This is a genomic window from Sulfoacidibacillus ferrooxidans, from assembly GCF_022606465.1.
Classification (GTDB): Bacteria; Bacillota; Bacilli; order Alicyclobacillales; family SLC66; genus Sulfoacidibacillus; species Sulfoacidibacillus ferrooxidans.
Window position 1 is genome coordinate 769,435 of record NZ_JALBUF010000001.1, and the last position, 16,688, is coordinate 786,122.

Here is a 16,688-nt window from a genome sequence, read left to right on the forward strand (position 1 = left end):
CCATCCCCTTAGTTTGCATCATCATTGATCCACCGGTACCTTTGCTTATGTGCTCCTTCTACGAGATTACCATTGCCTAAAGCACGGCCTAAAAAGGTACGAATGAGTGGTTCACAGTAGACATATTCATATCCATGTAGTGATTTATACATAGGAGATAATGCTATGTATTCGGAGGTAACCACTGTATACATACGCATGGGATCAAGCTGCTGCATACCAATAAGAACACGCACAATAGTAGCCGTCTCTCCGCTCTCCCTGGAGTCCATCTCTGCAATCGTGACGTGTGCCCCAGATACATGTAAGCGACCGACGAAGTGCCCGCGAAATCCAAATCCAAACCCTTGTCTTCTAATTAATTGCTCCTGATTGCCCTCGCTAATTAACTGTAACAATGCATGTCCTGGAACATTCATCTTCACAGGACGCATCGGAGTTCCGCAAATAGCTAACAGATCCTTCTGCCGTATCGTACCTGCAAGATACCCCGCAGTAATCACACCACCATTTAGAAAAGCGAGCTGTGCGGATAATTCAATTCGCAATTCATCACATAACAAATTAACGAGTTGAGACTCTCCAAATAGCGAATGACTCAATGGCACTGATATAGTTGCTACTGGACTCTGAAGCCACTCTATGGCTTTATCGTGCAAAGATGTTATAGCTGTCTCTACCTTCTCATCTGGATCCCCTGTAAAATCTGTATATTCGAGTGATGAAGTAACATTCGTTACATGGTGGTTCTCATCGACATGCAATACAGCGTGACCAAATGCATATGCATGCTTACCGGCCTGTAAAATCCATATTCCTGATCGCAAGTCCCCACCATCGAGAAAATGATGCGTATGTGCACCGATAATGACATCAACGGGCAACCCTTGATCCGCCAATAACTGGTCCATATGGTATCCTAAATGGGAAAGCAAGATGACAATCTCTGCTCCATGTTCGCGCATCTCACTAGCCATTTGAAAAGCCACTGCAACAGGGTCTTCCGCTTTTATGCCCAGTGTAGCAAACGACTTTTCATACTTCACAGTAACGCCAAATACGCCTATCTTCACTCCATCTATCTCATAATACTGGCCATGCACAAGATTACCCTGCTCGTCTTGGTTCAATCCTGGCACAGTTAAATTAGAGCAAAACAGTGGGACGTTCGCCAAACGGATAAGATGAGCCCACTCTGATTGATCTATAGTAAGAGTTTCATTATTTCCAAATACCCATCCATCATAGGGAAGTGTTTGCAAAATACGCGCATTCACATGTCCTGCAGTGGCGTAAGAAAGAGGGTTTGACATATCTATGTGATCGCCTAATTCAAAACACAGGACCGGCTGTTCCCGATCCCGTAGCTCATCATAGCGAGCACGTAAGTGTTTTGCCAAATAGGAAAACCGCTCAAGTTCACTGTGTACATCATTGGTATGAAGGATGTGAAGTTCCACTAGTTACAACCTCCATCCACTAAAATCAACTTATCCTTCTATTCCTCGCAGTTCAAGAACATCAGCTGCCTGCTGTAGTGCTTGGATCACAAAGGCAATATGCTCATCTAATTCAATGCCGAGCTCCTGTGCACCTTGATAAACATCTTCACGGTTCACTCCTTTTGCAAATGCTTTATCCTTTAACTTCTTTTTCACACTTGCAACATCTACGTCAAAAACGCTTTTGGTCGGCCTTACCAATGAAACAGCAGTGACAAATCCACTCAATTCATCACAAGCAAAAAGGCATCGCTCCAATAATGATTGCCGCTCAATTCCATTATAGTCCGCATGCGCTTGAATCGCACGAATGATATGTGGTGGATATCCTTCATCTGCGAGAATCTTCGCACCAATAATGGTATGTTCCTCTGGGGTGGGATAGCGCTCATAGTCAAAGTCATGCAATAATCCGACGACCCCAAATTCTTCGACGTCCTCATGATACTTTACCGCATATGCACGCATTGACGCCTCTACGGATAGGGCGTGCTTAAGTAAACTCTTGTTTTGTGTATACTCAGTCAATAGTTGATACGCCTTTTCTCGATTGCGAAAATCCAATTGGAACTTGCCTCCTATAATTGCGCTACTGTAAGCACATATAATTTTGCTAAGGGAATCATCGCAGTCTTCAATTGATCTAGTAACTCTTCCCCAGACATCTGTAACACTTCTTCTCTCATCAAAGAAATGCCAAATAACAAATCCGCATTCTTCTTCTCTATCACACGTGTGGCTATGTGTTCAAACTGGTCACTCGATAACTGATCCAGCGCTACCCCTTCTGGTTTCATATGATCAGGGTACATTCGATAGTTACTCGGCAATAATTCAAGAACACGCTTGGATTCCGTTAAAATAGCGCGCCCAAAATCCGCCTTATAAGGCGATTCGTAAATGACGCCAAATTGCACGAATACATGTGTCTGCCAAGCTCCGATCATAAAAGTTGGCCACTTCTTATATCCTCTTTGATTGAATGAAAATGCAACCCACGAATCATTGGGTGGATTGGTTTTTCTTCGTGCATGTTTTGCCACATGAGCATAAAATGGCTTCTCAATCCATTCCGACAAGAGGGGAGCCATATACTCCCCAATCCCTGTCAGTTTCGGGCGTAAATGTGCCTTTAGCGCTTCCATTCTCATCTCTAAGCCAGGTACTGCAAACACATCAAAATCAGCTTCATCTATACCTGTAAATGGCGCTGTTAATGTGTCTGACGTGATATCAACGACCATATCGTTCACCTCAGTCTATCTTACTGGATAACCACTTAGCTAAAATGGACTCTATATCCATTTTAAATGCAGCACTTGAATATACCTGATCACAACCCTCGTGTTCTGCCATAACAAATAAATCACCCTGTGCGTGCGGAGCAAAAGCTACGACCTTACTACCACTTTGCCGACAGAGGGACACAATGTTAGAAATCTCGCCACCCACTGCTACTAGATCCAGAATCACTAATGCGGGTAATACCTGCTGTAGGCGAGACTGAAAATCCTGTATGTTGGATGTAAATGCAACCGATCCATTTTGCTTAGCTACGGCTTCACGCAATTGGACAGAAAACATTGAATCAGGAACGAACGCAAAAACTGCTTGCCCAGCCATCCTAATCCCTCCATATGGCATTCTATTTAGCGTAGTGTATCACAATTTTAACGTAGAAACAGATCATTGTGCATATTCTTCAATCTCAAATCCAAGATCCTCAATCATCTTCCAATCAGATGTAGGCTCCTGTCCCTGCGTGGTTAAATAGTCTCCTACAAATATCGAGTTCGCAGCATACAATGAAAGTGGTTGTAAACTACGCAAATTCACTTCGCGACCTCCTGAAACTCGAATCTCCTTTGTAGGATTGACATATCTAAACAATGCTAACGCTTTTAAACAATATCTTGGATCCAATTCTTTTAATCCTGCAAGAGGAGTCCCATCAATTGAATTTAAAAAATTAACAGGAATCGAGTCAACATCCATCTCGCGTAATGCAAAAGCTACATCAACAACATCCTCATGCGCCTCACCCATACCAATAATCACCCCAGAACACGGTGACATCCCTGCTTGTTTCGCATATGTAACCGTGTTCACTCGATCCTGATACGAATGCGTATGACAAATTTCTTCATACCTATGTTCACTAGTATTTAAGTTATGATTAAAACGCTGTACCCCAGCTTCAGCCAACTCATGTGCATCTTCTTGAGAAATTAAACCTAAACAAGCACAAATTTTTAAAGACGTCGTTTCCCTGATCGTTCTTACTGCAGACGCTACATCAGCAACTTCTCTCTTACTTGGTTTCCGGCCAGACATCACGATACAGTAAGTTCCTGCCTTTCTTTGCAATGCCTCTTTAGCACCATCAATTAACTGATCTCGATCGAGCAAAGCATACTTTTCTACAGGTGCTTCAGACACAATAGACTGAGAGCAATAACCGCAATCTTCTGGGCAAAGGCCACTCTTAGCATTAATGATCATGTTGAGTTTTACTTTATTACCAAAATATGATTTCCTAATTCGATAAGCGCCTGCCAATAGTTCAAGTAATTCATCATCTGGAGTGTTCAGCAATAAAAGAGCCTCTTCTTTACTAATTAATTTACCCCTTAACACCTCGCCTGCTAATAAACTATATTCTAGATGAGATTGACTTATCATCATTTGCCTCCTCACAAAGCGTATATACCAAATACCACAATTACCTGTAACTCATTTCTTGTTATACTATACTAGAATAGCTTAAAATGCTTAGGATGGGGGGAGTATCATATATGATCGAACATATCATTATTTTTAAATGGAAAAGCAATATACCCGATGAGGAGAAGCAGGACATTCTCACATCCTTACTTAGTCTAAAAAACACAATTGAAGGTATCTTAGAGCTGAGAGTTGGCCACAACTTCTCAACGCGCAGTAAAGGTTACGATGGCGGATTAGTCGTTACTTTTGCTGACCAAAAGAGTTTAGATGATTATGGACCGCACCCATTGCACCAAGAAGTCGCAAAACGACTAAATGCAGCCATTGATGATTTGCTAGCCCTAGACTTTAAGCCTATTGTGGACTAACTGAACTTTCATTGAATACACTGTAGGCCAGTGTCTACGTCTGGCCTACTCCTCATCACACGTCCTCGGAAAGAGAGGCATCCATTTTGTAAGTACACTTCTATCCCTTTGAAATGACACTTTTCCCATCTAGCACATGCTGTTCTAAAAATATAGCAATCCCATCTTGATCACATGATTCTGTCACAAAGTCAGCCATATTTTTTACAACCTCACGAGCATTCCCCATAGCAACACTTGTTCCCGCATATAACAGCATATCTAGATCATTTAATTCGTCTCCAAATGCGATAATTTGTTCTTTTTCATAGCCCAAATGGCGTGCAACAAATTCTACTCCAGATGCTTTAGAAGCCTTTTTATTTAAAATCTCAATCGTCCTTTGCGGATCTCCCCAATCGCGAACTGTCAGCAAGTGAGAAAAGTTATTTTGTAACTCATCGAATAACCGCTGTGCATGTGTAAGACGAGGGTGAATTGTGAAACTAGTGACATCCGTTTGAATCAGTTGTCTTAAATCTCCAATGGCTACAGCAGATAATCCATCGACATCAAGTGCCATATTCATTTTCCCTTGTTTGTGCATATAAAAATCGTGTCTGACTTCCGCCAGAACATTCTCAATTCCTAGGTCATAGCAGATTGCGAGAACCTCATTTGCAGTTTGTTGTGAAATTGGGAGATGTTGTTCCCTAGTCTCTTCATAAGGATCATGTACAATTGCACCATTTAAATTAATAAGAGGAGTCTGCAATTCTAACTCTTTAAAATAACTTAGACTAGTACGTTTAGGTCTACCAGTAGCAATGACTACATCATTTCCAAGTTGTATCATACTTTGCAAGGTTAGCTTTGTACGATTAGAAATTTTTTTTTGCGTAGTAAGAAGCGTGCCATCTAGATCAACGGCAATTAGGTAATGGTTCATGCCACATCTCCTCTCACGTATGCACCAGTTGGGTCTATAAACATACCATATCTTATCGAAGTTAACTGTGCCATGTATCTTTCTTCCAAAAATCGGACATAAAGATACTATCAAGGTTTGGAGGGATTACTCGAAATGGAACTAATGGAAAGGTGGGCATCTCGTTCAGACGCATGGACTCCTGAAGATGATGTCACTCTAGCAGAACTCGTTTTAAAGCATATTCGTGAAGGTAGCACGCAACTTGTTGCTTTTGATGAAGCTGCTAGTCTTCTAGGGCGCACCTCTGCAGCCTGTGGTTATCGTTGGAATGGCGTAGTACGCAGACACTACGAAGATACCATACGCGAAGCAAAGCAAATTCGCCGCAGAACACTAGAAGATCGGCGTAACAGGCGACCAAATCGCACCCAAATCACACTCGGAGCTGGCGACGATCACGAATTCACCCTTGATCTATTAATCCGAGGACTTCGCGACTTTGAACGTCGTTATCATGAATTACAAGATACCATCACAGTTTTGGGTGATCAAAAACGACTTTTAGAGGAACAACTAGATCAAATTAGATTTAAAACTGTTCGCGAGCATGCTCCAATGCCTGCGACACCCGAACAAATCGAAGAAGATTCACGCATGTTACTAGCTATTATGGAACGCGCACGAAAAATTATTGAGGCTGAAGGCGAGTCCCCTAAAGCCAGATTTCGCATGGACACAGAAGGTAATGTAGAGCGTATTATGCAACAGGAATGAATGGCCACAAAAAGTTAATCGGCAGCGTCGCGGGATGATCATCTATTCCTACGACGCTATTCGTATGCTTTATGCGAAAATACACCTAGTCGATTGCTTGCCATTTTCTGAAGATCGTCAAGATCTCGCAAAACACCATCCACCATAGCAGCTGGATACTGATAGTGAAACTTATTGTCCTCGAATTCTTGTTGATCTACCACCCTCATAGCCCCAGAAGCATCTACTAATAAATCTACATCCAAATCCACAAAATTCACTTCCCGCTCTATCTCATCAATCTTGGCAATGGTGCAGGAATTACAATAATATTCAGTGCCGCCCTCTTTTAGAAGAACCATCACTTGATAATACTTTTCAGCAAAAAAGCACGCTATCACATCGTATGGGCTGCTCCAATTCTTACCGCTTGCTTCAACTACTTTTGTACGGGCTGGAATAAGCAAGGAAAGATGAGGCATAAACTCATTAGAAAATAACGAATTCATCTGTTGTGGATAAGCGCATGTCCAGAGGCGATGAAAACTCCCATCATACTTCTTACTACAAATCCTCCACCGATGTTCTTGATCAAAGAGCACCACACCACCTCCCACTATCACTCATAACGTTTAGGATGGATCATCACTTTATGTCTTGATCGCGCTGACGAAAGGACTGACCAACCATACGCTCCGGGAAAAAATCAATGAACATTCGCACGCGAAGCAATGATCGAATGGCAATTAAGGCGATGGGTCCAAGCAGTAATCCAATAAATCCAATGCTTGTAAGCCCAACATACATGCCAAACAAAGTAGGAAAAGTGCCTAACCCCATGTTGGATGCAAGAATTTTAGGCTCGATCGTATGTCTTACTAACGATGCAATAGCTTGTAAGAGTATCACTTTAATAGCAACTACCACATTGCCAAGCGCAAATGCCCCGATAGCCCAGGGGATTGTAATAATGCCCGATCCTAAGATAGGAACCCAGCCAGTAAGCCCAATAGCAATCCCTAGAATTAATGCATAATGAACATGCATAATCGTCAGACCAACCACACAAATCATACTTGTCACAGCGATTAATACAAGTTGCGCACGTAATAAACCAGCCAACGCATTGCCGACGTCTTTTGCCACTACTTCCAGTTTGATACCCCAACCTGGGGGAAGCAATATACGCAACCAATTTAAAAGAAGAGTTCGTTCTGCCATAAAGAAATATGCCGCAATTACAGAAATTACAATTACAAAAACGAGGTCTGGTAAAACAGTCACCCCACCAATGAATGCACTTAAAGCAGACAACGCTAGCTCTCTACTCTGTGCGATAACTGATCCTACTGATGACTGTAAGGGACTTACCATTTTAGGTGGCAGATGTGCGTATACAATAGCACTTTGATCAATGAGATTTTCTGCCCAAGCTCGCCACGAAACAAAGTACTGTGGAATCACTTGATAAAGACTGGTCGCTTCCTCTGCTCCTTGAATGACTAAAAATAGAAGTAAAGATAGCAGTCCACCTAAAATGACGACAAGTGTTGCCACAATGGCTGAACGTCTTGGCATACCTTGATGTTCCAGAAATCGCGCAATCGGCAGTAAACTAACAGCAATTAAAAATCCTATTACAAAAGGCAGAATATAATTTAAAATACGTAAAAATATGTATGTGCTAACCACTAGAAATAGTAATAATACTGCAACCTCAAGTAGATGAGCCAGATATGCTTGCAGATCTTTACGGGAGTTCATTGGCATCCGTTCAATCTCCTCTATCGCGGCAACTCAATGATAAATCTAGCGCCACGTTCATCTGCTTTTTGCACATAAATTCTTCCATGATGCTTCTCAACAATTGCTTTTGCAATGGGTAATCCTAATCCCGTATCGCCCTTAGCCCCATGAAAAAAACGTTCAAATACACGCTCATACTCTCCATCTGCAAGACCATCCCCGTCATCTTCTACAATGATCACATAGCATTCTTCCACCCGTAAACGGATAAATACTTGTCGTCTAGCATGTCGCACAGCATTGGCTACCAAGTTAATCAATGCCTGTACCATTTTATCTCGATCAACTGTTGTTATAGCTGACTCATCTGGAATATCACAAAGTAAGCGAACACCTTTTTTTTGAGCTAATGGATGTATTCTTTCAAGGGTTTGATAAATTAAATTAGATAAGTCCACTTCTGAAAATGCATATACATCTTCAAGTGTCTCCAATTTTGATAAGTAAATTAATTCATCCACTAGATTTTTTAGACGTACACTTTCTGAAGCAACAATATCTAAAATTCGCGAAGCTTCTTCAGGAGCAAACACACCATCACGCAATCCTTCAGCATACCCTCGAATAGCCATAAGTGGGGTCTTTAATTCATGTGATGCATTTTGTAAAAACCGCTTTTGCCCTTCATCAAATGCACGTAGCGACTGTACCATCCGTTCAAAAGCATGTGCTATATCTTCGAGCTCATCACCCGTTTTAATTTGAATTTTCGTGTGAAAATCTCTGTTTTCTACTTGACCAATCGCCTCTTTCAATTCACCGAATGGTCTTACAATACGCCTCATCATCACGAGTCCAACGATGGCTGCAACAAGACTTGCTATAATTAATCCTTGTGCTACTGCCAGCCAAATTTGCGATGTAATTCTCTGCAAATCAGAAATGCGAGCAAAAAGTACAATGACTTTTGTGTTTACACCATTTGAAATAATTCCACCAGGAATGGAGATTACCTGTGGTCCACTGCCATGAATGACTTGAGGAGTAAAGTTATTTGTAGGGAGTGTGAAGGGAATAGCTGCAAACTCAAAAACAGGATCACCTGCTGGATATGTTCCTGTTGCCGCATGTCCCTGCAGTGCCAATGCAATTACATTAGGTATATGATGCAACAGCGGATAATCTGCTCGAGAGAACGTGTCCCATAGGACCGTTCCTGAAGGGTTTACCACCACATATTCTCTCGCAACACTGCCAGCCGCTACTGAAAATACGCGTGGTGCAGAAAAATTCTTCTTTACATTACCTCGTTCTTCAAATTTCTCTTCTCGCTGTATACTCGCAATGAGATGGTGTCCATCCCGCATGAGGCTTTCTCGAGTCGATTTTAAGACGTAGTCTTTAATGGCTCCATTTGCTAGTAGTCCATTTAATCCAAGTGACCCAACAACAACAATTAAGTACACAAAAACAACTTTTACAGCTATAGAAGTTTTGATCACATATGCTTACTCCTCACCCTCTAGCTTATAACCAAATCCCCACACCGTTACGATTTCTGCTCGAGAATTGGCCATCGCCAACTTTTTACGCAACCGTTTTACCAGATCATCGATCGCACGTTCATCACTAATAAATTCGTATCCCCATACCTGTGTTAACAATTGTTCACGAGTAAATGCCTGGTGTTTATGCAAAATTAGATGAGAAAGTAACTCATATTCCTTTGCAGTCAAAGTTAAATCATGTTGATCAGACACGATGCGATGCTCACTATTGCGTAACACAAGTCCACCGCATGTTGGCAAAGAAGGAACTTCCTTAACGTCATTTGCAGGAGTAACTGCGGGGCGCATACGACGAAAGACAGTTCGTACACGAGCCACCAATTCTCGTGGTGAAAATGGTTTTGCCAAATAATCATCTGAACCTAGTTCAAGTCCCAAAATGCGATCTACTTCCTCATCGCGAGCAGAAACCATAATGATTGGCAAATCACTACGGGCTCTGATCCATTTGCAAAACTCGTACCCATTCATATCAGGTAACATGACATCTAATATGATCATGTCTGGAAGTTCATTTTCCATAGTCTTTAGCGCTTCTTCCGCAGCAGGAAAAACTCTCACGATGAATCCTTCACGAATTAAGTACCGATCAACGACCATTCGCACATTCTCATCATCATCGACCACATAGATTAGTTTACGTGGTTCCAACAGTTCCCTGCCCCCCCAAAATGCTCACATACCAAACCATTTTCGGGTATCTTAATTGGTTCGCAAAACTCTTGCTTTAATGACAAAACCAACGACCGCTAGAGCACAACCTAACCCTACGACAATAAGCCCCTCAGTCATATTCAAAGCCATTAGCAGTGATCCTCCTGCAAGTATAGCCATAACCACTAATGCCAAAAAAAAGAATCCAATTTTCGCCCGTTTACTCATGATCCTATCACTCCCAATGATTGAATGTCACTATTTACTGGAACGTCCCGTAACTGCGATGCGCGATCTTGTAATGTACGCCTATAGATCTCAATTTGCCTTGCTGCAGCTTGTGCATCCATGTTTAAAATACTGCCGTACAGTGCACGATGTGTCGAGATCATTATATCTTGAATCGGTTCGTTTTTCCCTAGCAACAATAAAATACTAGACAAGGGATGATAAAGAATTCGCAGTAAATTGCTAGCCATCGCATTTCCTGCAGCATCTACCATCCCCATGTGAAACATGCGCTCTCCTTCAACCACAAGTTCCATATTACCGCGCCCAGATTCCATATAAAACAAAGATTCTGCGAGAGCTTCACAATCTCTTTCAGATCTTTTCATCGCAGCTGAAGCTGCAATTCCTTGCTCCAGCCACAAACCAACTTCGAGCAAGGCTCGCAAATCAGACTGAGCTAAAAGTAATGCGGCATGCACAGGACGCAATACACTATCGAGTGTTAACGTTTTTACATATGTACCGTCGCCATGACGCAATTCGAGAAGTCCTGCACCTACCATGACACTACAGGCCTCCCGAATGACTGCTTTGGAAACGCCAAAACGCGTGGCTAGATGTGAGAGCGGAGGAAGTTTCTGCCCCGGTGTCCATTCACCACGCATAATCGACGTTTCAAGTTGCTGTGCAATATCAAGATACAAAACTACTTTCCCTGTGTGTTCTTTGTCTTTATTCATCTGCTGTTCACGCTAATCTCTGCTTGAACGAGCAGCATTTAGCCCGAATAAACGCAAGATAAAAAGAAATAGATTAACGAAATCCAAATACAATTGAAGAACGACCATAGGCACTTGTTCAGGTGAAACTCCGTAACGAGTAAGCCTGTTGACATCAAACAACATATACCCTACAAACACAGCTATTCCAAGATACGTGAATCCAAATGAAAAGCTTGTAGAGAAGGGAACAAAAATATTTACCAGTGATAGTCCAACCAGCACTAGAATACCAGCAAACAAAAACTGACCAAGCCAACTAAAATCTAATGACTTACGCGACGCAATAAATGACGTTACTGCAAATGTGGCAGCTGTGATCAAAAAAGCTTCTTGTACGATGTGCACACCAAGCATTTGTGTGTAATTGTAAAGAATCGGCGTAAGTGTCATTCCTGAGATAAACGTAAATCCCAGAACAAATCCCCACCCTGCCATCTTTCTTCTTCTCACCATCGATGCAGCAAACAGCATCACAAATTCAATAATAACAAGTGGCATGTAAAAAACGGGAGGTATAAACTGACCTACGTATGTCCCCACGCTAGCTGCCAACAATGTTACAAATAACCCGAGCATAACCCGACTCTTTACGAGGCGGTGCTCAACACTTGGATATCCATACATCAATTACGCCCCCTTTGCATGGCAAAGTTATTATAGAGGTTGTTCAAAAAGGGGTCAGAACTCCCCGGCACATGGCAGCTTCAGCGCCAAGAACGCTCCCTCACGTACCCAAAACGTACGCTCAGTCCGCATTCTTGGCTTGCTTCCTTGCACTGCGCGGGTCTTACCTGCCCCCTTTTTGAACAGGCTCTTATAGTTGCATTGTACATGTTTTAGGACAACCTGTCACTTCTTGTGTTACAATAAAATCAAACTTTGTTTAACACTGACTATCGCCAGCACCTTCACTATGAATAGCAAAGCTGTCCTCATACTCATCATATTCAACAATCAGCGGTTCTTGCGCAAGAGATGCTGTAAATGGGTCAAGAATAATAGGAACTCCATGAATAACAAGTACTTCGTCACGTTCCGATCGCTCATCCAGAGCCATCATAAAGCGCATACCACCTCAGCCAGGGGCTGCTGATATGCGAATGTCAAATGCCTCTGCATTCTCTTCCTGACGAATATCAAGTATACGCTGCGCAACTTTTTCTTCCATAAGTACTTTTGCCATAACCAATAACACCGTCCTCTCTACCCGTACGCTAGAATCCATCCACATCAACTAAGATCAGTAAATATCTTATTAAATACCTGTCCAAACGTATACTTTTGTTGCTGATCTACTTCCATCCATGTATAAGGAGATTGCGCTGTCCATGTTACAGGCTCATCTACCGAGAAAAGTGACATATTCCAAACCACATGAGAAAATACGTGATGATAATCGCTCACAAAGGACATTTGCGTAGCTTCAAACCCAGTGATCTCTTCAATCGCTTGTAAAACTTCAGTTTGTTGCACTGCCATTGACTGCAAAGACTCTGTCTGCATCGGGGCCATATTGCGTTTTAACACGTGCGGCAATTCCCACAACCCTGCCAATAGCCCTGTGGTTGGACGCTGCCTAATCAAGATACTCCCTTTTATATCGCGCACAAGCAAAACTATACGCTCTTCTATACGAGGTGCCTTTTTACTTTGTTTATGCGGTAATTCAGATTCTCTACCATCCTGATGTGCTTGACAAAAGTTCACAACAGGGCATTGTATACACTTAGGGGTACGAGGAACACAAACGGTTGCGCCAAGCTCCATCAGTGCCTGATTAAAATCACCGGCACCCTCTGTAGGAATAAAAGTAGACACTATGTTTTCAACCATTGTCTTGGTACGCGCACTACCGATGTCCTCTTCAATAGTACATAGTCGGGCGAATACTCGAAGCACATTTCCATCTACCGCAGGGATCGGTAAATCATAAGCAATCGATAGCACAGCGCCAACAGTATAGGATCCCACCCCTGGAAGTTGAAGCATTTCCTCAACCGTTCTAGGAACTTCTCCACCGTATTTTTGTTCAACTTCTCGAACTGCAGCGTGTAGACGCCTCACTCGAGAATAATACCCCAGTCCTTCCCAATATTTAAGTACATCTTGCTCCTCCGCTTTCGCTAGCTCAGCTACTGTAGGATAACGCGTCATAAATCGTTCAAAATAAGGAATGACAGTCTCTACTCGTGTTTGTTGTAACATGACTTCAGATACCCATATAGGGTAAGGATCATGGTTTTTACGCCAGGGTAAATCTCGCTGTATTGCGCGATACCAATCCAGTAACGCCATGACAAACGCTTGTTTATCCATACGTTCTCCTCTAAGGCGTGTGCCGTGATTCATATGAAGTATAGAATGCTCTTCAAAATGTCATACTGGTAGATAATTCTAAACAGGAGGAATTCATTATTGAACCCATATACAGACTATAAAACAGCCCTACTCTCTGCGCAAACCCTGTCCGCCCTTAAACATATTGAACAGGATCTTTCTGCGCAAGAAGGACAGCCCATTGTTCTTGTAGCATATACTCAAGATGAGTTTAAAAAAGATTCTATCCAGTCTTTACATGCTGTTGAACAGCAATAACATGGACAAATGCGTGTCCAATAGGACAGAATTGCACCCTTTTGGACACGCATGTACCGAAGCTCAGGATTGTAAGTGCTCAGGATTTAGTTGATCTAATTCCGGAATAACAAACCGACCATCTTTGCGAATCAAACGATCATCAAAGTAAATTTCACCACCACCATACTCCGGTCTTTGAATACACACCAAATCCCAATGTATGGATGAATGGTTTCCATTATAAGCCTCATCATAACAATTTCCAGGAGTAAAATGGAAACTGCCGTCTATTTTTTCATCAAATAAAATGTCTTTCATGGGTTCTTTAATATACGGGTTAAGTCCAAAACTAAATTCTCCCACATAACGTGCACCTTCATCTGCATCAAAAATGTGATTGATTCGCTTTGTATCATTTGCTTCAGCCTTTATTATCTTTCCATTTTCAAATGTTAATCGGATATTTTCAAACACATACCCACGATAAGGCGATGGTGTATTGAATTCGATGACTCCATTGACTGATTCGCGGACAGGAGCTGTAAATACTTCGCCATCCGGTATGTTCAATTCTCCTGCGCAAGGGACGGCTGGAATTCCCTTTATGCTAAAACGCAAGTCCGTTGCACCAGGACCGACAATATGAACCTTATCCGTTTGTTCCATAAGTTGCTTTAAGGAGTTCATGGCTACTTTCATCCGACTATAATCAAGCGTACATACCTGATAATAAAAATCCTCGAATGCTTCTACACTCATATTGGCAAGCTGAGCCATTGAAGCGTTAGGATAACGTAGCACACACCATCTGGTTCCTTTTACTCTTGCCTCACTATGAACAGGCGTTCCATAAAACGTATCAAATAACGCCATTTTATCACTTGGTACATCTGCATATTCATTGATGTTTTCACTTCCGCGAAGTCCTACATAGCAATCCATCTTCTCCATCAATGCTCGATCTACCTCTGACGCAATATGTAACTGTTCCTCAGTAATTTCCATTAACCAATCTCGCCATACACGTTGCTCTCGAATGTGTACAAAAGGCAACCCGCCCGCTTGATAAGTAGCTTTTACAATTTCTTTTCCTAGATCAGTGGATGGTCCGAACATTTCAATCAATATTTTTTCACCGGGTTTTACAGCACAAGAATATTCAACAATTAATTTTGCAAGTTTTTGCGCTCTCGCATCTGCCATTTAAAATTGCCTCCCCACATCACACTCATCATTACACTTGTAATGCTACGTATTGTACCATAAGCCACCTCTGAACATGAGCGATTCCATAATCCTCCTTAGCTATGAATAGCCTCTCGGCATTGGATTTTTATTGATTCCTCAAGAGATTTCAAACTTGAGGTTTTTCTATTTCCTCCACTTAAAAGGCGCTCACCTTCGCTTGCGTCCGTAGGAAATTGGAAAAAGTCATATTTGGATGGGTAAAAATCATGGTCAAATTCCTGCAAATAACACTTGACATTTAAAAACTACCCCAATAATCGCGACGGAGAGCTCACAAACTCTATCCTCGACGAAAGGGGTAGTCCCCCTCATGTTACCTGTAATTCGCACGCACGACCAGTACCAATCTTTCGTTCTCGAACAATTACGTACCCATTACTCTGGCGGCATTCTCATGCTTGTCGCCAAAGACTGGACATTCATCGAGAAGTTCTGGCTACTCGACCTCTCCGGCACTTCATCTTTATTGAATAGTCAGTACGCCACTCGGGGCATTCAAGCCACTGACCCCGCCGATCTGCTACGCGCTTACCTGCTCATGGTACAAGTCGGTCAGACCTCCATCACGGCTTGGGTTGACGAATTGCGACGGGTGCCGCTTTACGCCATCATCAGTGGTTTTAAGCCCGGTCATACACCTGGTGTCGGTACCTTTTATAACCTCTTCGCTCGTTTTTGGCCCCTAACTAGCTCTCATATCTCTGGCCAAATCAAACCAAAACGCAATAAGAAGCCAGTCAAAGGCAAGAAGGGTGAAAAAGCACCAACGACTACACCCAAAAAGGTAGAACGATTGGTCAATCGACTCCTTGTGCGCCGCCCTGCACCCAGAGCGTTACCTACCGACATCCTTATGTCGTTATTTCGCGAGCAGTTTGTAGAAGTCTCCGCAAAACTTGGACTCATCGGTGATGTGTCGGCGCTCTCGGTCGCTGGAGATGGAACACCGATTCGGACGGCTGCCTTTCCTCGCAGGAAGCGCATTTGCTCCTGTCGGGTGCAAGGAATCCAGGATTGCACCTGCAATCGCCTCTATTCACAACCCGATTGCACTATCGGCTGGGATAGCCATCGCAACTGCCATTACTTTGGCTACCATCTCTACATGTTCACCGCTTCCGACAGCCACGCAGACCTGCCACTGTACCCGAGACTTGGACCAGCCTCCCGCCATGACTCGGTCTCACTGGTCGTTGGCATCAAGGAGTTTGAACAGTATTAACCAGACTGGCATTGGAAGAGGGTATTACTCGACGCTGCACATGATGCCATGCCCTTTTACCGCTATTTTGAGTCCAAGGGTACCATCCCTTTCATCGACCTAAACAAGCGCCAAACGGGTAACAAGAAATACAAAGACAACATCTCAGTTTCCTCTTCGGGCGTACCCATTTGCCAAAAGGGTCTGGCCATGAAAGACAATGGCTACGACCGCAGTCGTGGGCGACGCAAGTACCGTTGCCCCTTGATGCAAAAGGGCGTCTGTACTTGTGATGCACCTTGTTCCAACTCGTCTTATGGTCGCTGCGTGTACACCTACACCAAGGACAATCCGCGTTTGTTTCCACCTGTGGCACGTGACAGCGACATGTGGAAGGATGTCTACAAACGTAGAACGTCCG

20 protein-coding genes are annotated in these 16,688 nt (G+C 42.9%); 4 read left to right on the plus strand and 16 right to left on the minus strand.

What is annotated here, in order from left to right:
* Positions 1–8: 8 nt before the first annotated feature.
* The 5 genes from MM817_RS17205 to bioB all read right to left on the minus strand — a co-directional run bounded on the left by MM817_RS17205 (position 9) and on the right by bioB (position 4,184).
* Complete coding sequence (locus MM817_RS17205; RefSeq protein WP_241712089.1) at positions 9–1,460, minus strand: bifunctional metallophosphatase/5'-nucleotidase; 1,452 nt, start codon at positions 1,458–1,460, stop codon at positions 9–11.
* A 30-nt stretch (positions 1,461–1,490) separates the two neighbouring features.
* A complete protein-coding gene (locus tag MM817_RS03770; RefSeq protein WP_241712090.1) occupies positions 1,491–2,066 on the minus strand; it encodes an HD domain-containing protein in 576 nt (191 codons plus the stop codon).
* A 14-nt stretch (positions 2,067–2,080) separates the two neighbouring features.
* Positions 2,081–2,746 carry a DUF1054 family protein gene (locus MM817_RS03775; protein ID WP_241712091.1) on the minus strand — a complete coding sequence of 222 codons (666 nt, stop codon included), beginning with the start codon at positions 2,744–2,746 and terminating at the stop codon, positions 2,081–2,083.
* Between the two features lie 10 nt (positions 2,747–2,756).
* Positions 2,757–3,125, minus strand: coding sequence for a type I phosphoribosyltransferase (locus MM817_RS03780; protein ID WP_241712092.1), 369 nt, complete (start codon positions 3,123–3,125; stop codon positions 2,757–2,759).
* A 63-nt stretch (positions 3,126–3,188) separates the two neighbouring features.
* Entirely contained in the window at positions 3,189–4,184 is a 996-nt protein-coding gene (bioB, locus tag MM817_RS03785) for a biotin synthase BioB (RefSeq protein WP_272879615.1), read from the minus strand.
* Positions 4,185–4,297: 113 nt separating this feature from the next.
* Between bioB and MM817_RS03790 the strand changes: the two genes are divergently transcribed.
* Positions 4,298–4,597: a Dabb family protein gene (locus MM817_RS03790; RefSeq protein ID WP_241712094.1), complete on the plus strand. Its 300-nt coding sequence runs from the start codon at positions 4,298–4,300 to the stop codon at positions 4,595–4,597.
* Between the two features lie 100 nt (positions 4,598–4,697).
* On the opposite strand, the gene MM817_RS03795 is transcribed toward MM817_RS03790, so the two are convergent.
* Positions 4,698–5,525 carry an HAD family hydrolase gene (locus MM817_RS03795; RefSeq protein ID WP_241712095.1) on the minus strand — a complete coding sequence of 276 codons (828 nt, stop codon included), beginning with the start codon at positions 5,523–5,525 and terminating at the stop codon, positions 4,698–4,700.
* Positions 5,526–5,660: 135 nt separating this feature from the next.
* On the opposite strand from MM817_RS03795, the gene MM817_RS03800 reads away from it, so the two are divergent.
* Positions 5,661–6,281: an RsfA family transcriptional regulator gene (locus MM817_RS03800; protein ID WP_241712096.1), complete on the plus strand. Its 621-nt coding sequence runs from the start codon at positions 5,661–5,663 to the stop codon at positions 6,279–6,281.
* A 56-nt stretch (positions 6,282–6,337) separates the two neighbouring features.
* Here MM817_RS03800 and MM817_RS03805 read toward each other — a convergent pair whose 3' ends face one another.
* From MM817_RS03805 to mutY, 9 genes are all read right to left on the minus strand, one after another.
* Positions 6,338–6,862 carry a DUF402 domain-containing protein gene (locus tag MM817_RS03805; RefSeq protein ID WP_241712097.1) on the minus strand — a complete coding sequence of 175 codons (525 nt, stop codon included), beginning with the start codon at positions 6,860–6,862 and terminating at the stop codon, positions 6,338–6,340.
* Positions 6,863–6,905: 43 nt separating this feature from the next.
* Complete coding sequence (ytvI, locus tag MM817_RS03810) at positions 6,906–8,030, minus strand: sporulation integral membrane protein YtvI (RefSeq protein ID WP_241712098.1); 1,125 nt, start codon at positions 8,028–8,030, stop codon at positions 6,906–6,908.
* A gap of 14 nt (positions 8,031–8,044) precedes the next feature.
* Positions 8,045–9,508 carry a sensor histidine kinase gene (locus MM817_RS17210; RefSeq protein WP_241712099.1) on the minus strand — a complete coding sequence of 488 codons (1,464 nt, stop codon included), beginning with the start codon at positions 9,506–9,508 and terminating at the stop codon, positions 8,045–8,047.
* Between the two features lie 6 nt (positions 9,509–9,514).
* Complete coding sequence (locus MM817_RS03820) at positions 9,515–10,225, minus strand: response regulator transcription factor (protein WP_241712100.1); 711 nt, start codon at positions 10,223–10,225, stop codon at positions 9,515–9,517.
* Positions 10,226–10,276: 51 nt separating this feature from the next.
* Positions 10,277–10,456 (minus strand): hypothetical protein, encoded by a 180-nt coding sequence (locus tag MM817_RS03825; RefSeq protein WP_241712101.1) that lies wholly within the window; start codon positions 10,454–10,456, stop codon positions 10,277–10,279.
* On the minus strand, positions 10,453–11,199 hold the full coding sequence (locus MM817_RS03830; RefSeq protein WP_241712102.1) for a FadR/GntR family transcriptional regulator: 747 nt from the start codon (positions 11,197–11,199) through the stop codon (positions 10,453–10,455). Before MM817_RS03830 ends, MM817_RS03825 begins: the two co-directional genes overlap by 4 nt.
* 12 nt (positions 11,200–11,211) lie before the next feature.
* Positions 11,212–11,865 carry a Bax inhibitor-1/YccA family protein gene (locus MM817_RS03835; RefSeq protein WP_241712103.1) on the minus strand — a complete coding sequence of 218 codons (654 nt, stop codon included), beginning with the start codon at positions 11,863–11,865 and terminating at the stop codon, positions 11,212–11,214.
* A 259-nt stretch (positions 11,866–12,124) separates the two neighbouring features.
* Positions 12,125–12,301: a hypothetical protein gene (locus MM817_RS03840; protein ID WP_241712104.1), complete on the minus strand. Its 177-nt coding sequence runs from the start codon at positions 12,299–12,301 to the stop codon at positions 12,125–12,127.
* Positions 12,302–12,471: 170 nt separating this feature from the next.
* Positions 12,472–13,557, minus strand: coding sequence for an A/G-specific adenine glycosylase (gene mutY, locus MM817_RS03845; RefSeq protein WP_241712105.1), 1,086 nt, complete (start codon positions 13,555–13,557; stop codon positions 12,472–12,474).
* A 99-nt stretch (positions 13,558–13,656) separates the two neighbouring features.
* Between mutY and MM817_RS03850 the strand changes: the two genes are divergently transcribed.
* Positions 13,657–13,836 carry a hypothetical protein gene (locus MM817_RS03850; RefSeq protein ID WP_241712106.1) on the plus strand — a complete coding sequence of 60 codons (180 nt, stop codon included), beginning with the start codon at positions 13,657–13,659 and terminating at the stop codon, positions 13,834–13,836.
* 63 nt (positions 13,837–13,899) lie between these two features.
* On the opposite strand, the gene MM817_RS03855 is transcribed toward MM817_RS03850, so the two are convergent.
* Complete coding sequence (locus tag MM817_RS03855) at positions 13,900–15,021, minus strand: aminopeptidase (RefSeq protein WP_241712107.1); 1,122 nt, start codon at positions 15,019–15,021, stop codon at positions 13,900–13,902.
* Between the two features lie 355 nt (positions 15,022–15,376).
* Here MM817_RS03855 and MM817_RS03860 point away from each other — a divergent pair, with 355 nt between their 5' ends.
* Entirely contained in the window at positions 15,377–16,288 is a 912-nt protein-coding gene (locus MM817_RS03860) for a hypothetical protein (protein ID WP_241712108.1), read from the plus strand.
* The last annotated feature ends 400 nt before the right edge of the window (positions 16,289–16,688 follow it).

Excerpts from the sequence above, each read along its gene's own strand:
- MM817_RS03775 (WP_241712091.1), bottom strand. The coding sequence starts at position 2,746 with ATGGTCGTTGATATCACGTCAGACACATTAACAGCGCCATTTACAGGT.
- MM817_RS03780 (WP_241712092.1), bottom strand. The coding sequence starts at position 3,125 with ATGGCTGGGCAAGCAGTTTTTGCGTTCGTTCCTGATTCAATGTTTTCT.
- bioB (WP_272879615.1), bottom strand. The coding sequence starts at position 4,184 with ATGATAAGTCAATCTCATCTAGAATATAGTTTATTAGCAGGCGAGGTG.
- MM817_RS03790 (WP_241712094.1), top strand. The coding sequence starts at position 4,298 with ATGATCGAACATATCATTATTTTTAAATGGAAAAGCAATATACCCGAT.
- MM817_RS03795 (WP_241712095.1), bottom strand. The coding sequence starts at position 5,525 with ATGAACCATTACCTAATTGCCGTTGATCTAGATGGCACGCTTCTTACT.
- MM817_RS03800 (WP_241712096.1), top strand. The coding sequence starts at position 5,661 with ATGGAACTAATGGAAAGGTGGGCATCTCGTTCAGACGCATGGACTCCT.
- ytvI (WP_241712098.1), bottom strand. The coding sequence starts at position 8,030 with ATGCCAATGAACTCCCGTAAAGATCTGCAAGCATATCTGGCTCATCTA.
- MM817_RS03825 (WP_241712101.1), bottom strand. The coding sequence starts at position 10,456 with ATGAGTAAACGGGCGAAAATTGGATTCTTTTTTTTGGCATTAGTGGTT.
- MM817_RS03830 (WP_241712102.1), bottom strand. The coding sequence starts at position 11,199 with ATGAATAAAGACAAAGAACACACAGGGAAAGTAGTTTTGTATCTTGAT.
- MM817_RS03835 (WP_241712103.1), bottom strand. The coding sequence starts at position 11,865 with ATGTATGGATATCCAAGTGTTGAGCACCGCCTCGTAAAGAGTCGGGTT.
- MM817_RS03840 (WP_241712104.1), bottom strand. The coding sequence starts at position 12,301 with ATGATGGCTCTGGATGAGCGATCGGAACGTGACGAAGTACTTGTTATT.
- mutY (WP_241712105.1), bottom strand. The coding sequence starts at position 13,557 with ATGGATAAACAAGCGTTTGTCATGGCGTTACTGGATTGGTATCGCGCA.
- MM817_RS03855 (WP_241712107.1), bottom strand. The coding sequence starts at position 15,021 with ATGGCAGATGCGAGAGCGCAAAAACTTGCAAAATTAATTGTTGAATAT.
- MM817_RS03860 (WP_241712108.1), top strand. The coding sequence starts at position 15,377 with ATGTTACCTGTAATTCGCACGCACGACCAGTACCAATCTTTCGTTCTC.